This is a genomic window from Shewanella sp. SACH (assembly GCF_001887095.2).
Lineage (GTDB): Bacteria > Pseudomonadota > Gammaproteobacteria > Enterobacterales > Shewanellaceae > Shewanella > Shewanella baltica.
Map to the genome: position 1 here is coordinate 177254 of NZ_MPDG02000002.1, position 16649 is coordinate 193902.

The 16649-nt window shown below is 46.5% G+C and carries 9 protein-coding genes; 8 read left to right on the top strand and 1 reads right to left on the bottom strand.

Annotated features, from left to right (window positions below; all coding sequences use genetic code 11):
• The first annotated feature begins 187 nt into the window (after positions 1-187).
• From ansB to BM607_RS08620, 5 genes are all read left to right on the top strand, one after another.
• On the top strand, positions 188-1246 hold the full coding sequence (ansB, locus tag BM607_RS08600; RefSeq protein ID WP_071938663.1) for an L-asparaginase 2: 1059 nt from the start codon (positions 188-190) through the stop codon (positions 1244-1246).
• A 650-nt stretch (positions 1247-1896) separates the two neighbouring features.
• Entirely contained in the window at positions 1897-2481 is a 585-nt protein-coding gene (locus BM607_RS08605) for a hypothetical protein (protein ID WP_006086135.1), read from the top strand.
• Positions 2482-2838: 357 nt separating this feature from the next.
• The gene (locus BM607_RS08610; RefSeq protein WP_071938784.1) at positions 2839-5646 is read left to right on the top strand and encodes a M16 family metallopeptidase; all 2808 of its coding nucleotides are present in this window, start codon (positions 2839-2841) and stop codon (positions 5644-5646) included.
• A 314-nt stretch (positions 5647-5960) separates the two neighbouring features.
• Positions 5961-7331, top strand: coding sequence for a hypothetical protein (locus BM607_RS08615; protein WP_071938662.1), 1371 nt, complete (start codon positions 5961-5963; stop codon positions 7329-7331).
• A 234-nt stretch (positions 7332-7565) separates the two neighbouring features.
• The gene (locus tag BM607_RS08620) at positions 7566-8687 is read left to right on the top strand and encodes a sterol desaturase family protein (protein WP_006083140.1); all 1122 of its coding nucleotides are present in this window, start codon (positions 7566-7568) and stop codon (positions 8685-8687) included.
• 194 nt (positions 8688-8881) lie between these two features.
• On the opposite strand, the gene BM607_RS08625 is transcribed toward BM607_RS08620, so the two are convergent.
• The gene (locus BM607_RS08625; RefSeq protein ID WP_071938661.1) at positions 8882-10357 is read right to left on the bottom strand and encodes a LysM peptidoglycan-binding domain-containing protein; all 1476 of its coding nucleotides are present in this window, start codon (positions 10355-10357) and stop codon (positions 8882-8884) included.
• A 209-nt stretch (positions 10358-10566) separates the two neighbouring features.
• Here BM607_RS08625 and BM607_RS08630 point away from each other — a divergent pair, with 209 nt between their 5' ends.
• From BM607_RS08630 to BM607_RS08640, 3 genes are all read left to right on the top strand, one after another.
• Positions 10567-11922, top strand: a complete 1356-nt coding sequence (locus tag BM607_RS08630; RefSeq protein WP_071938660.1) for a leucine-rich repeat-containing protein kinase family protein — start codon at positions 10567-10569, stop codon at positions 11920-11922.
• A gap of 296 nt (positions 11923-12218) precedes the next feature.
• On the top strand, positions 12219-13451 hold the full coding sequence (locus tag BM607_RS08635; protein ID WP_071938659.1) for an efflux RND transporter periplasmic adaptor subunit: 1233 nt from the start codon (positions 12219-12221) through the stop codon (positions 13449-13451).
• Positions 13451-16528, top strand: a complete 3078-nt coding sequence (locus BM607_RS08640) for an efflux RND transporter permease subunit (protein ID WP_071938658.1) — start codon at positions 13451-13453, stop codon at positions 16526-16528. Before BM607_RS08635 ends, BM607_RS08640 begins: the two co-directional genes overlap by 1 nt.
• Positions 16529-16649 lie beyond the last annotated feature (121 nt).

The following is a 16649-nucleotide window of genomic DNA, read 5'->3' on the forward strand; positions in this document are numbered from 1 at the left end:
TCAGTCGCGAATAATCATTGATTAGTTAAATCTACTCAATAATAAATGCATGGTGTTTTATTTAAGTTTTAAATAATCAATTAGATAACGCTAAATTTGTTATTTCATTTTAGTGAGAATTATCACGGTTAGACTTAAATAATAGTGCACACTGTGGAGCGTTTATTATTAATAAAAGGATGTAAGCATGAATTTTTCAATGCGTAAGCTCTTGCTCTCGGTCACCTTAGGGTTAGTTCTCTCCTCTGCGGCGCAGGCGCTTCCACAGGTACGGATCATTGCCACGGGTGGCACCATTGCCGGAGTAGGGCAATCGGCCACTGAGTCTAACTATCAGGCTGGTGAAGTGGGCATTAGTAGCTTAATTGCGGCCGTGCCTGAAATGAAACAGCTTGCCGATATTCAAGGTGAGCAACTGGTTAAAATCGGTTCGCAGGACATGAACGATAAAGTTTGGCTAGCGTTAGCCAAGCGCATCAATCTGTTACTGGCCGATAAAGATGTAGACGGTATCGTCATCACCCACGGCACCGACACCTTAGAAGAAACCGCTTATTTTCTAAATCTCACCATCAAGAGCGATAAACCTGTGGTATTGGTTGGCGCTATGCGTCCATCAACCGCCATGAGCGCCGATGGTCCAATGAATCTGTATAACGCCGTCGCAACCGCCGCGAACCTTCAATCTAAAGGTCGAGGTGTATTAGTGGTAATGAACGATACTGTATTGAACGCCCGCGACGTCACTAAGACTAATACCACAGGAGTGCATACCTTTGCTGCGCCTAACTTTGGCCCGCTTGGCGTTATCCATAACAGCAAGATTGAGTACATGGGTAATACTGAGCGTCAACATACTACGCAAACGCCTTTTGATGTCAGCAAACTCGACAAGTTACCGCAGGTAGGCATAGTGTATAACTACGCCAATGCCAGTGATTTACCAGCCAAAGCCATGGTTGAAGCCGGTTTTGATGGCATAGTCAGTGCCGGTGTGGGTAACGGTAATATCTACCATTCTATATTCGATGTTTTAGCTAAAGCGAGTCAAAAAGGCACCTTAGTCGTTCGCTCTAGCCGAGTGCCAACCGGCGCAACGACGCTCGATGCCGAAATTGACGACGCTAAATACGGTTTTATTGCAGCAGGTAATCTTAACCCGCAAAAAGCCCGTATATTGTTGATGCTATCGTTAACGAAAAGCAAAGATCCACAGCAGATCCAACGTTGGTTTCAACAGTTTTAGGATTTCAGTTGAGTGGTAAAAAAAAGCCCTGCGCATATTCGTAGGGCTTTTGCATTTTGTCATTGAGGAGCTATTCATGACGTTGTTTTTCCTAGATGCCATGAGTAAAGATATCTCAACTTGGTTGTGATTTTGAAAGCTAAAAATAGTGAGGGTTCAATTCAGAGCTTCAATCAAGAGGCGACCAAGGCGGACTGCCGATTCTTCTATTCACTAAACAGAACGACTTCCATGTAGGGTATTCAAATATTCCGAGTGTATGTGCTGCAACAAACTATTCGCCTTATCGAAATGACATGCATGACTTATGTTTATCGCGCTGATTTCACGTGTATTCAAAAATAGTTAATGTTTTCGATAATATTTCCTTTTCTATGAAAGTTATACAGACGTTCTGTCGGAGTGACACGCTATCTAATTAACACTCTTCACTCTCATTCTGCAGGCGCCTCGTTTAGCAGCAACTAGGCTGTCGTTGTTCTGAGCAGTATTTTAGTTACTCATAACGCCAAGTACCACCCAAATTATGTTAACAAATTTTACATTGTGGATTAGAATGTTACTCGCATCAGTTTTAGATGATGTAATTGAAAGCAATAGAGCTATTTAACATTGAGATAATTGAGAAAAATAAAGGAATTTCCCCCACCATGGAAGAAGTGATTAGTCAGGAAAACAGTTCGCTAGAAAGTGATGCCAGGTTAACAACGGAAGAGGTTAAAACCCATGGGGTACCGCTGTTTCATGTATCACTGACCAAGTTAATTATCATGTTTATTGCGACCTTTGGTCTCTATCAAGTTTATTGGTTTTATAAACAGTGGCAGGCTTTAAAAAATTACTATGACTTAGATGCATGGCCAATAGCGCGTAGCTTTTTTTCTATCTTTTATACACATTCTCTATTTGTTTATATTAGTGAATACATTAAAGAAGATAATCGAGAGTATCGCTGGAATAGCTCAGCTATGGCGACATTTTATGTTGTATTGTTAGTCGTTGGCGGAATTCTTAATCAAATTGATACGTTGCCAATATCATTAGTTGTGGCATCAATATTTGTTCCATTAGCTGTTTTATATCCGCTGTATCAAGCTCAAAAAGCAGTTAATTTTGCGCTTGAATCTGTGGAATATCCTGATAATTCACGCTTAACTTGGTTGAATTGGATATGGATTTTTCTGTTTTGTTTCTATTGGGCGATGATTATTTATGCTCTCACCTTGTTAGTTTAAATTTCTGAATATGATAGCGGGATATATTTCTAATCACTTATATTCTGCTTTTTTAAAGTCACTGCCAACATCTGGGAACTAATACGGTTGGTATAAGCTAATTTTGTTAGCTTACTGAATACTATCCTTTTCCCTATCCCCTCTCGCGCTTATTTTTCAAGATATTCCTGCTAAATATCAAGGCTATAAACTATTTTTAGTACGGCATAAGGTATTGATTTTGTGACTTAAAGTGCTTTAGGTACTATAGTGAAAGCTTATTTTATCTGAAACTTAGGTGTGCGCTTCCTAGGTTTCTTATTTGATTTTGGGGGAAAAGTGCGAATTTTAATGAACAATTTCAAGGTGATTAGTTTGATGCGCCAGTGGTTACTGCTGGCATTATTAAGTGTGGCGTTACCGCTACAGGCGAGCGAAGAGCCGCTGTGGATGGGGACGGCTGACTTGCCCATGAGTGGGCGAGTCCATACCGGTGAACTTGCCAATGGCATGCGCTATTTATTAGTGAGCAATAAGACGCCAGAGCAGGCTGTCATAGTACGCATGCGGGTGGACGTGGGCTCAGTGGTGGAGTCTGATACCGAGCAGGGGTTAGTGCATTTTCTTGAGCACATGGCCTTTAATGGCTCGACGGGTTTGGCTGCGGGGGAGATGATCCCGACATTGCAGCGTCTTGGTCTGAGTTTTGGCGCCGATACCAATGCTGTGACTGAGTTTCAGCAGACGGTTTATCAATTCAACTTGCCAAGTAATAGCCAAGATAAAGTCGATACCGCTTTGTTTTTAATGCGCGAAATTGGCAGTAATTTATTACTCGACCCGGCGCTTATCGAGCGTGAAAAAGCGGTGGTATTGGCTGAACTGCGTGAGCGTAGCGGTGCGGATCTGGAGAATTACCGCAATCAATTACAGTTTTTAATGCCAGATACACTGTTGTCAAAGCGCTTACCTGTGGGTGAGGCGAACAGCATCAAGAATGCTACTCGCGAGATGCTGCTGTCTTTATACCAAGGTTTTTACACGCCCTCACGCACCACCTTAATTGTGGTGGGTGATATCGAGGTAGCCGCAGTTGAACAAAAGATAAAACAACAGTTTGCCAGTTGGCAGGCCGCGCCTTTGGCGGCGAAGGTTAAGCCGCAAAAGCTGGGCACTGTCGCAGAGCGTCAACGCGTCGAGGCGGCGGCATTTTTCGATCCTAGCCTATCGACCTCGGTTTCACTCGGTATGCTCAAGCCTATGGCATATCCAGCCGACAACCCTGCCGTGCGAGAGCAGGAAATACTGCTTGAACTCGCCCACGGCATCTTGTATCGCAGAATGGAGTCGCAGTTACTGCATAGCCAAGGTTTATCTGGCGTTAGCCTGCAGGTTGGGGATCAATTTGATATCGCCTATGGCACTCAAATGAGCTTAGGTACGCAGGAGAATAACTGGCAAGAGGGCATAGCAATATTGGAGCAAACCCTGCGCCAAGCACAAGAGTTTGGTTTTAGTCAGCAGGAAATTGACCAACAAATCAAACGTATGCACAAAGGGTATCAGCTCAGCGCAGCGGGTAGCACTACTATCCACAGTGTGAATATTGCCGAGGGGTTAGTGTATTCGGTCGCGGAAAATCGCGTGCCTGTAGAGCCTGAGTGGCAGCTGGCATTTTTTGAAAAAATACTGCCAACAGTGACGCCGCAAAAGCTAAAGCAAGTGTTTAATCAGACATGGAATGCTACGCCGTATCTGTATCTGACGAGCAATAAGCCCATCGAAAATGTTGAAAAACAGCTTATCGCTAGCTATGAGAAAAGCCGCAAACAAGCTGTGAGTGCGCCAGCAACTAAGGCGATTGACGAGTTTGCATACACTCAATTTGGCGATCAAGGCAAGTTAGTGGCCGATAGTCGCGATGCCGAAACGGGCATTCGCCAGCTACAATTTTCCAATGGCGTACGCCTTAATCTTAAGCCTACTGACTTTAATAAAGGCACTACTTTGGTCAGCCTCAACATAGGCTTTGGTGAAGTGCCATTCCCTGAGTTAGATGGCTTATCTTATCTGTTTAACAGTGCGTTTGTGCAGGGTGGACTCAAGGCCCATGATTATGAAAGCCTGCAGGAGATTTTTGCTGGGCAAGATATTTCCATCAACCTAGGCGTGCGTGAGCAGAGTTTTGGCGGTGAGATTAGTACCAATGCTGCAGAACTGCGCACGCAGCTCGGTTTAATGACGGCCTTTTTGATTGAACCCGGCATGAATAAGCAGGCTGAGCAATTGTTCCGCGAGCAAGTGATTGCCGAGCAGCAAAGTCTCCATAGCAACCCGCAAACTGAGTTTTCTAATCAGTTTGACCGTATCTCCCACAGTGGTGATAAACGTTATGGTTATGGTGAACCGGAAGAAATTTTAAAACGTCAGTTTGCAGAGCTGGCACCGAGTTTCCATTCAGCCGTCGAGCAAGGGGCAATTGAAATCGCCATAGTGGGTGATTTTGACGAAGCCAGCGCCATCGCTGCAGTGGCTGAAACTCTCGGGGCAATCAAACGCAGCCCCACTAAAAATAGCCAGTCGTTAGTGCCTGTGTTCCCGAAAGTGCCTGCTAAGATGACGTTAACACACTATGGTCATCCAGATTCAGCGGCGCTGGCCATGGTGTGGCCAACAACGGATATGACTCACCTAAGCCAACACGCTGGACTGGGATTGTTGGAGCAAGTGCTCAGCATCCTATTAACGGAAAATGTGAGAGAAAAAGCGGGCGCGAGTTATTCGCCATCGGCCTTTTCTTACAATGATCTAAATGCCAGCGGTTATGGTTATCTCGGTCTATTTAGCGTGACGACTCAAGCCATGTTGCCAACGGTTTTCGAGTATTTCACCGCTGCAGTTAACCAAGTGAAGCAGCCGCAGGGGATTAGCGAAGACTTACTTAACCGAGCCCGCCAACCTGTGCTTGAATGGATGCAAGCCGCGCCGCAGAGCAATGGTTTTTGGTTAGATTTGGCATCAAATGCCCAGAGTTATCCAGGACGCTTTGCTGCTTTCAAACAAAGACAAGTGTTGGCACAGAAGATGACACCAGCTGAGCTTAGTAAACTGGCACAGCAATATCTACCAGCTGATGGTAGTTTAACCATCCAAGTCCTTCCTGCACCACTTGAATCCCAGCAATGAGTGTTGGTGCATAGAATAGAAGATTGATCATTCACCGCCATATCCCCTGTGCTAGCCAGTGCAGGGGATATTTTGTTTATACGCCGCAGTAGAAGCGTTTTTGAGCTGTGAGTAAAAGTATCGGCAAATGCATTTGTATCAATTAAGAGGCCAAAAAGTGTGGTTTGTATCACTATTTACAGTGTTATTGAAATGTTTGTTAAGTGTTTGAGTTTGTGAAATATTTGTTTTTGTTTTTAAGGTAAAAAGGCATTGTTGTCATTGGATATCTGGGTAGACTGAACTGAATTTTATGTCAGTCAATGAGGGAAACAATGATAAAAAGTAAGCTAAAGGGATTCGCTGCGGTGACTGTTGCCTGTTTAGCGGTAACGGCATGTGGCTCAGATAGCAATAATGAAGATGGCACAGATCAGAATGCCACCTATGTGCAATTCTATAACGCTTCGGCCGGAAGCACTGCAACGGCACTCAAAGTCGCCGACAAAACCTATGAAAGCGTGATCTATGGTGACACTATGCCGCGCTTTACGTCGACGGCGGGCGTGAGTGCGATTGAAGTGATGGCTAAGGACGCCTCTGACAAAGATATCTCCATCTATAAAGAAGATATCGATTTGAAAGTCGCTACAGATCATTTCTTTGTATTGCATGGTGATTTTGCCGAACCTAAATTACTCAATATCAACTATTCCCGCACTGAACTCGATAAGCTCAATGAAGTGGCAGAAAACAGTAAAATGCAGCTTTTGATTGCGAATACTGCTGTGCATGCCCAAGCCTTTGACGCCTATGTGTCTAAGTCGACCCAAACCTTTGCCGATGCCGTGATGTTAGGCAGTGTGGCCTACGGTGAAGCGTCGCAGCCGCAAGTGATGGATACTGGGGAATATAAGGTTTACCTCGCTCCTGCGGGAACGACCAATGTGTCTTACACGACTGCGAACATTAAATTCAGTGCTAAGGTGCCTTATAAGTTGATCATCCGTGAAGGTTTTGGCGCTTCGGATTCAAAAATCACCTTAGACAGCGTCGATTCAACCACCAATGTTCGTAACCATGTGGCGCTAGAAGCGAGTGTCGATTATCGCGTCTTTAACGGTTTAGGCTCGCACATTATCGATGTGAAAGTGGCCAGCAGTAAGCAAGAAACCCTGTTTAGCGAAGTGCCATCTTTTGGTGTAACAGCTTATCAAGGCGCCGAGTTTAATGACTTTGGTGTGAGCGTGTTCGATCACGGTACGCAAAATAAATTGCTCGATAATGTGCTGATCACCCTTAATCAAGATGATATTAAAACCATCTTCATTTACGAGCAGGCGACTGAGCAGGGCAGCCAAGTGAAGGCGATGGAGATGAAGCAAACTCAGACTCTAAGTCCCTATAGCTTTAAGTTCGACATTGTGAGTTTTGCCGATAAAAGCAATCTCACTGTGTATTTCTTAAAAGCAAATGACACGATTGAAACTGCGGTAAATAAAATCACTGCGGTCAATCCAGCTAGCCCTCAGTCAGTGACTGTGCCTGCAGGCGAATATTCTATTAAAGTCATCGCAGTCGAAAATGGCACTAAAACCGTTATCTATGCATCCGATTTAATGGATTTCAGCAATGAAGACAATGTCACTATGGTGCTGAATAAAGATCCTGCGACTAGCTTTGGTTATAACTTGATTAAGATCTAACCGTTAGGGTGAGTGAACTTAGCTAATACAAGAGCGCTACTTAGGTAGCGCTTTTTTTGGGCTGTTTTTTAGGTGTTCATTTTAGAGAGGCTTAATAAATTCAGCATTATTCTCTTAGCGTGCGCTTTTTATTGATTGTAGTTGTGGGGTTAATGTAGGCTAATCGGCAAAAATTAAGCTGAGTGATTGTTGCGCGGATAACGCGAGCAACAATAGGAAAAGGAGTTCACTGTGATGAGTAAAGGATTTAAAGACGGCCATTTCCAAATTGGTGAAGGCAGTATTAGCGGCACCATAGCGTGTATGTTAGCCATATTATCGTTTCTGGGTGTATTGGCATTTCATTTCCCCGAATATCTCACCACTCCCGAATTACGCCAAAGCTATAACGTCGATGTTATTCGTAGTTTGATATTTGTCGCCTTAGTGGTGTCGGGCAGCTTAGGTTTATTGAATTTTATTCGAAATAAAAATAAACGATTCGGCTTTGTGGCTTGGGTATTTGTGAGTTTAGCGATCGCCTTCGGTGGCCATCAAGTCGAGGTCGAGCCTTTTGCCAATCATAAGGTTTCACTGGGTTTGGATTGGTTTATTTTAGACTTATTAGGCTCAACGTTAATTTTCATTTTTATCGAGAAATGGTTACCCCATAAACCAGAACAGGCAATATTGAGACCCGAGTGGCAAGGGGATTTGAATCATTTTCTGGTGAATCATTTAGCGATTGGATTTGTATTATTGGTGGCAAACCAATTTGTGCAGTCGAGCTTTTCTTGGGCCATTTCCAGCACAGTGCAAAGCTTTATCGCGGGTCTGCCCTTTGTGTTGCAACTGCTGTTGATCCTATTGGTTGCCGATTTAATGCAATATGCAGCGCATCGCGCTTACCATGAAATTCCTTTCCTGTGGCGCTTCCATTCGGTGCACCATAGCGCCAAGCATTTAGATTGGTTGGCGGGATCTCGGCAACATATGTTTGAGTTGATTGCTACCCGTTGTTTGGTGCTCACGCCGATTTTTATCTTGGGATTCTCTAAAGACATCATCAGTATTTATGTGATTATCGTTGGCGTGCAGGCGGTCTTTAATCATGCCAATGTCCAAGTTAACTTCGGTTGGCTACGTTACTTAATCGTCAGCCCGCAGTTCCACCATTGGCATCATGCTTCCGATAAGGCGGCTATCGATCGTAACTATGCTGCCCATTTTTCATTTTTAGATTACTTATTTGGAACCGCCGTTCGAGGTCAGAAAGAGTGGCCTGAGCAATATGGTGTTGTCGGTGATTACATGCCCGTTGGCATGTTTAAGCAGCAATTGTATCCCCTTGGGTTAGCGAAGAAAGACACAAAATAGCAGCGCTGTATTTGAAGTGACTTCTTTTAAAAGATGGGTTTGAAGTGACAGTTCGCAAGTGACTCTTCGCAAGTCGCAAGTTGCAAGTCATAAGGAATAAGCCACTCTTCCTGTAAGCGTGGGACACAAAAAAGCCCAACACAGCGTTTTTAATTCGCGCTTTGTTGGGCTTTTTGCTGTTAACGCCGTAAGCGTTATTCGCTGATTTTCAGTTCTTGGCCTGGCTTAATAATGCTTTTGCCATTGAGCTGGTTCCACTTCATTAAATCAGCCAGTTTGACCTTATTCTTACGGGCGATTTTATCCAGTGAATCGCCGGATTTCACTTTATAGGTTTTCGCTTTTGCCGCTGGTTTGTCGGCCGATTTTGAGCTGGCGGCTTTAGTGCCGCTGGCATTTGCTTTAGTCGATGACTTGCTGCTGACTTTGCTATCGGCCTTAGTGTTGGCCTTAGTGTTGGCCTTAGTGTTGGCTTTAGCGGGTTCAGGCGCATTGTCATTGGCCGCCATTGGCGTTAATAGTGTGAGCTCTTGGCCGACTTTGAGGCGATCAGAGGTCAGATTATTAGCCTGTTTTAATGCTTTGACTGACGTATCAAACTTAGCCGCGATTGTGCCTAGGCTGTCGCCGGATTTAACTATGTAGCTTTGGCTGTCATAGCGTTTTTGGGCGTAGAGTTTGTCGTGATTTTCTTGATATTGACCTATGTTTTCCAGCGGTAAGGCGATTTGATATTTGCCTTTGCTCGGGATCACGCCTTGGCGAAAGCCGGGGTTATAGGTTTTAAATTCTGCCTTGCTCAGCCCTGCCGCATTGGCGATTTGGCCGATATCCACGCCATTGGGCGCTGGTACTCTATCCAAGTAAGGACGGTTAGCAATCGGTCGCACTTTTAAATTGTAATGATTAGGGGCGCGGATAATTTGAATAAACGCCAGCCACTTAGGCACAGTTTGTACGCGTTTCGCCGGAATGCCCAGCGACCAAAAGTCCGTCGGTTTACCCTTGGCTTTGTTCTTGTCGATGGCGGCTTTAATCACCAATTCACCGGTATTGTAGGCGGCGACGGCGTTGATCCAGTCGTGATCTAAGGTGTCGTATAAATGCTGTAAATAGTCGAGCACGGCATCGGTTGAGGCCAGCGCATCTTTGCGACCGTCGTAGGCAGAGTTAACCGTTAAGCCAAAATTACGCCCTGTGGCGGGGATCATCTGCCACAGTCCAGCCGGGCCGTTTGCCTGTGCCAGTGGATTGTAACCACTCTCGACTATGGGTAATAACGCCAATTCTAATGGCATATTACGGGCTTCGAGCTGGCTGACGATGTAATACAAAAAGGGCTCGGCGCGTTCGCCGACTTGATTCATAAATTTCTGTTTATCATCGAAAAAGTTACGCTGTTTGCGCACTTCGGCATCGTCATGTACGTCAATGGTATTGGCGTGTTGGATCTTTTCCCAAACGTCGCTGTACTGCTCAACCACAGCGGGTGGCGTGTGCTGCTGGTGTTGTGGCGAGTGGTCGCTACCGTTACTCACATCATTTGCTGGGGCACTGAATTCTGTGGTCGATGGGCTTGCCGACGTGGTCGCGCAACCGCTCAATTGGGCCACGAACATGGCCAGCATTAGCACTGTAAAAGAGTGCGTTTGGCGAAAATGTTTCCGCATGATTGTCCTGTGATGAGTTAACTGGGCATTCCATATTGGTGCACATGCTAATCTGTTTTCGCGTTTCTGGATAGCTCCCCACGGTTTCCCCCTATTTGCAGCGCCCGTTTAGCGCCGATCGTGCTGCACTTTGGCTGTATATCTTGCGTTTAGCTTTAACCATTAATGCGCTACTATAGCGGCGATTTTTCATTGACTTGGGTAGCAAAGTGCAGACGTTAGCGCAGTTAAGAGCAGGGCAGTTACAAGGGATCACGCGTTTACAATTGGTCGAGGAGTTAACCGAGTTTCCGCGGGAGATTTTTGACTTAGCCGATAGCCTCGAAATCCTCGATTTGTCGAATAATCAACTGAGTACTCTGCCCGAGGACTTGCACCGTTTATCGCGTTTAAGGATCCTCTTTGCTTCTAATAACCGCTTCGAACATTTACCCGAGGCATTAGGGCGCTGTGCGAATTTAGAGATGATTGGCTTTAAGGCGAATCAAATCCGCACTGTGACTGCCGCCGCGTTACCGCCACAAACCCGCTGGCTCATTCTTACCGATAACTACATCGAGACCTTGCCTGCGGCTATGGGCGATTTACCTCGTCTGCAAAAATTAGCATTAGCGGGCAACCGGTTAACGGCTTTGCCCGAGTCTATGGTCAATTGCCGTAACTTAGAATTAGTGCGTCTATCGGCCAATCAACTGCAAGCGCTGCCAGCTTGGCTACTGAGTTTGCCTAAGCTAACTTGGCTCGCTTTTGCGGGTAATCCGTTCAGCCATACCTTGGTCGATCCCCATGCCGATGTGGCCACAGTGGCAAACGTGACTCTGCATGATATCAAGTTGGCAGAAAAACTGGGCGAAGGCGCCTCTGGGGTGATTTACCGTGGTGATTGGTTGAATCAGGCCATGATAGCCGCGACGGGGTCATCACAGATTGCGGTAAAACTCTTTAAAGGGGAGGTGACGAGCGATGGTTATCCCGCCGACGAGTTAGATTGCTGCCTCACAACGGGAGATCACCTGAGCCTTATTAAGGTGGTGGCGCACATCAGCCAGAAGGATCAATTGGGCTTAGTGATGGAGCTCATCCCGCCCGGGTTTAGCAATTTAGGTTTACCGCCAAGTCTGGCAACCTGCACCCGTGATACCTTTAACGCAGGTACTCAGTTTAGCCTTGATGATGTGGCTAAGATTGCACTCCAATTGGCCGATGCAATGGCGCACATGCACGCCAAGCAAGTGAGCCATGGCGATGTCTACGCCCATAACATTATGGTTAATCAACAGATGAATTTGTTGTTTGGTGATTTTGGTGCGGCATCCAATTTACGCAATCTGTCTACAGTAGAGCGCTTGGCAATGGAGGCGATTGAAGTGCGCGCGCTGGGCTGCTTGATTGAGGATTTGTTGGCCTATGTGGATGCATCGGCCTATGTGAGTGCCTCGATTGGCCTTGAACACTATAAAAAGTTGAGTGCGATTAAGGATGAGTGCATGCAGTTGGATGTGACTCAGCGCCCCTGTTTTGCAGAGGTGAAAAAGGCCATCGAAGCCCTGCTAAAAGGCAAATAGTGGCCAGCTAACAGATCAGTTTTACATCTGTTTCTAGTTTGTTGTGTTTTATGTGTCTTTGTGTGATTTAAGTTTTATCTATTGGGTTTATCGTTAACTCGTTGTTTTGTTTGGTTGTGTAGCCGAGTTTTTACTGGCACTGACTGGGATTATGCCTATAGGCTGTATACCCAAATAACCTCAAATTGCTGAAAAAAGCATTTTGGGGGGACTTGGTATTAGTCTTGGGTTCAATCCGGTTTGCTGTTGTCGGATAGGATGTCCGTTGAATAGTAAGAACGATAGGTTTGCATACTATGTTTACACGAACGCTGTTTACACAAACGCTGTTTATACAAAGAGTGACTGAACGAGCACGCAGTGCATGCGATATTTCATTTAAAAGCCCCCATCATCTCCCAAAGGCGCCCTTATTCGCGCCTTTGACGTTTCTACTGGCGAGTCTTTTCACCTTAACCCCTATAGCCGTATCTGCGGCGGACAAGGTCGACGTTATCCCTGTGACGGTCGAGGCCATTAAAGAAACCTCCTTTGCCGATGTCGTCAATGAAGTCGGTAAAATTAACGCCATCGATTCGGCGATACTCAACTTTAACGCCAGCGAAAAAATCAGTGCCATTCATTTTAGTAACGGCGACAAAGTGACGAAAGGCCAAGTGATTGCCGAGCAAGATAACACTAAGGCCAAGGCCGATTTAGACAAGGCTAAGAGCACCTTAGCACTGGCGAAAACTAAGCTTGAGCGTATTGAAGACCTGCTGATCAAAGAGCCTTTCGCACTCGCCAAGCAAGATGTGGATGAGCTGCGGGAAAATGTGAATCTGGCCGATGCCGATTTTCGCCAGAAACAAGCGACCATGAACGATTACTTGATCAAGGCGCCCTTCGACGGTCAGCTGACAAGCTTTAGCCAGTCCATCGGCAGCCAAATTGGCGCAGGTACAGCCTTAGTCACTCTCTACAGTTTAAATCCCGTCGAAGTCCGTTATGCCATCAGCCAGAACGATTTTGGTAAGGCGCAAAAAGGCCAGAAGGTAAATGTGACGGTCGAAGCCTATGGCAATAAGGTGTTCAAAGGATTAGTTAACTATGTCGCTCCAGCGGTGGATGAAAGCTCAGGGCGAGTTGAAGTGCACGCTGCCCTCGACAACCCAGAGTTCAAACTAGCGCCTGGCATGTTCGCCAATATTAAGCAGTTCTATAGCCGTGGGATAAAACGCTTATTAGTGCCGCAAAATTCGATTATCGCCAATAACGACGAACGCTTTGTCTGGTTAGTGCGGGGCGATAGCGCCGTAAAACAAGTGGTTAAACTCGCGCAAAACACCAACGACGGTTATGCGGTCGTGACTGAAGGTTTAGCCGAAGGCGATCTCGTGGTTAAGACGGGCATGCAAAACCTCAAGTCCGATAGCAAGATCAAAGTCATTCAGGATAAAAACACGGCCGATAAAGCTTCAGCCTCCAGTTCCAACTCAGGTGCGGATGCTACTCCAAGTCCTGAACCTAGCACTGAGGGAGCCGAATAATGCGTTTACCCGAAGTCTGTATTCGTCATCCTATCTTCGCCTCCGTACTCAGCATTATGGCTGTGTTACTGGGCTTGATTGCCTTTCAAAAACTCGATATCCAATATTTTCCTGAGCACACCACCCACTCGGCATCTGTGAATGCATCGATTGCAGGGGCGAGCGCCGATTTTATGTCGAGCAATGTGGCCGATAAGTTGATTGCTGCGGCTTCGGGCATAGACAAGGTCGATACTATGTCGACTGACTGTAGCGAGGGGCGCTGCTCGTTAACCATTAAATTCAATGACGATACCAGCGATATCGAATACACCAACTTAATGAATAAGTTGCGTAGCAGCGTCGAAGGGATTAACGATTTTCCCCAGAGCATGATAGATAAGCCGACGGTCACCGACGATACCTCGGCCACAGATTCTGCCAGTAATATCATTACCTTTGTGAACGCGGGCGGCATGGAAAAGCAGGCCATGTACGACTACATTAGCCAGCAGCTGGTGCCGCAGCTCAAGCAAGTGCAAGGCGTTGGCGCTGTGTGGGGGCCCTATGGCGGCTCACAAAAGGCGGTTAGAGTCTGGCTCAACCCCGAGCAGATGAAGGCGCTGAACATTAAGGCCGCCGATGTGGTGGGCACGTTAGGCTCCTACAATGCCAGCTTCACCTCGGGCGCGATTAAAGGTAAATCGCGGGATTTCTCGATTAACCCATTGAATCAAGTTGAAACACTCGAAGATGTGAAGGACTTAGTGATCAAGGTCAGCGAAGGCAAGATCATCCGAGTGGCCGATGTCGCCGATGTGGTGATGGGCGAAGAAAGTCTGTCGCCGAGTATCTTGTCTATTGGCGGCCATAGCGCTATGTCGTTGCAAATTTTACCTTTGAGTAACGCGAATCCTGTGACTGTGGCCTCTAACATTAAGGCCGAAATTGCGCGTATGCAGCAGCATTTGCCCCAAGGGTTAGAAATGACCTTGGCCTACAATCAGGCCGACTTTATTGAGGCTTCCATCGACGAAGGCTTTTCTGCGCTGATTGAGGCGGTGATCTTAGTGTCGCTGATTGTGGTGTTATTTTTGGGTAGCCTGCGGGCGGCATCAATTCCTATCATTACCATTCCCGTGTGTGTGATTGGGGTGTTTGCCGTGATGTCGGCCCTCGGTTTTAGCATCAATGTGTTGACCATTCTGGCGATTATTTTGGCCATCGGTCTGGTGGTGGATGACGCTATTGTGGTGGTGGAGAACTGTTATCGCCACATCGAAAACGGTGAAACGCCTTTTAACGCGGCGATTAAAGGCTGTCAGGAAATCATCTTCCCGATCATTGCCATGACCTTAACGCTCGCGGCCGTGTATCTGCCGATAGGATTAATGTCGGGGTTAACCGCCGATCTGTTTAGGCAATTCTCCTTCACCTTGGCCGCCGCCGTGATGATCTCTGGGGTGGTGGCGTTAACTTTGTCGCCTATGATGAGCGCCTATCTTATCAATACCACTGAGCAGCAGCCGAAATGGTTTAGTCGAGTCGAGCATGCGCTGCAGCAGTTAAACGATTTGTATATCAAAGAACTGGATAAGTGGTTTACCCGTAAGCGTTTAATGCTCGGCGCGGCAGTGGTGCTTATCGGTCTTGCGGGTATAGCCTACTGGCAGTTGCCGAAAATACTCTTGCCTGCGGAAGATTCAGGTTTTATCGATGTGGCGTCGAATGGCCCAACCGGTGTGGGTCGCCAGTATCATCTGAACCATAATGCTGAGCTTAATGGCGTGATGGATGAGCATCCCGCTGTTGGGGCGAACCTGTCTTACATCGAGGGCGAGCCAGTAAACCACGTGCTGCTTAAACCTTGGGGTGAGCGTAGCGAGGGCATAGATGAGGTGATCAGCGACTTGATGAGCACATCAAAGGAAAGCGTTTCTGCCTATAACATGTCCTTTAGTATTCGCTCGGCGAATAATCTCAGCATTGCCAATAATCTACGCTTAGAGTTAACGACCTTAGACCGCAACAAGGACGAGCTCAATGACACCGCCGCCAAAGTGCAAAAGTTACTCGAGGATTATCCTGGGCTGAACAACGTAGGTAACTCAGTGCTGAGGGATCAGCTGCGCTACGACCTATCTATCGATCGCAACGCCATTATCCTTTCGGGCGTCAGCTATGGTGATGTGACGAATGCGCTGTCGACCTTCCTTGGCTCAGTTAAGGCGGCAGACTTACATGCCACCGATGGCTTTACTTATCCGATTCAAGTGCAAGTGAACTTAGATAAGCTCAGTGATTTCAAAGTATTGAATAAGCTGTACGTCACTTCAGAATCTGGGCAAGCCCTGCCGTTATCGCAGTTTGTGTCGATTAAGCAGACCACGGCAGAATCGAACATTAAGACCTTTATGGGCCTTGATAGCGCCGAGCTGACGGCGGACGTTATGCCCGGCTATTCCACCGATGAAATCAAAGCTTACTTAGACGAGCAACTGCCATCGCTGCTCAACGATGCCCAAGGCTTTAAATACAATGGGGTAGTGAAAGATTTAATGGATTCACAAGCGGGCACTCAGTCGCTATTTTTGCTGGCTCTGGTGTTTATCTATTTGATTTTAGCCGCGCAGTTTGAAAGCTTCGTCGATCCCTTAATTATCTTACTGACTGTACCTTTGTGTATTGTTGGCGCGCTGTTGACCTTAACCTTGTTTGGCCAGAGCGTGAATATCTACTCGCAGATAGGGTTATTAACCTTAGTCGGGCTAGTGACCAAACACGGCATCTTGCTGGTGGAGTTTGCCAACAAGCAACAAGACCAAGGCTTGAGTGCGATTGAGGCGGCGCGAAGCAGTGCTAAATCTCGCTTAAGACCGATTCTAATGACGTCGTTAACCATGATTTTAAGTGCCATTCCTTTAGCGCTGGCTTCTGGGCCAGGCTCATTAGGGTTAGCCAACATAGGGTTAGTCTTAGTCGGTGGCCTGTTAGCGGGGACCTTCTTCTCGTTATTTGTAGTGCCTGTGGCCTATGTCGCTATGGCCGAACTCAAAGCTAAGGATGTACTTGCAAGACTGCGCAGCGCCAAAGCTTAGTCGCCTGTCCGTTGGGGTTTATCGAGACTAGATCGACAGCATGGGTTCAACTTGCCCGCAAATACGTTATGATCTAAGCCAATAGCTAAGCGCGTTGGCTTAATTTTTTCGATAACTTAAT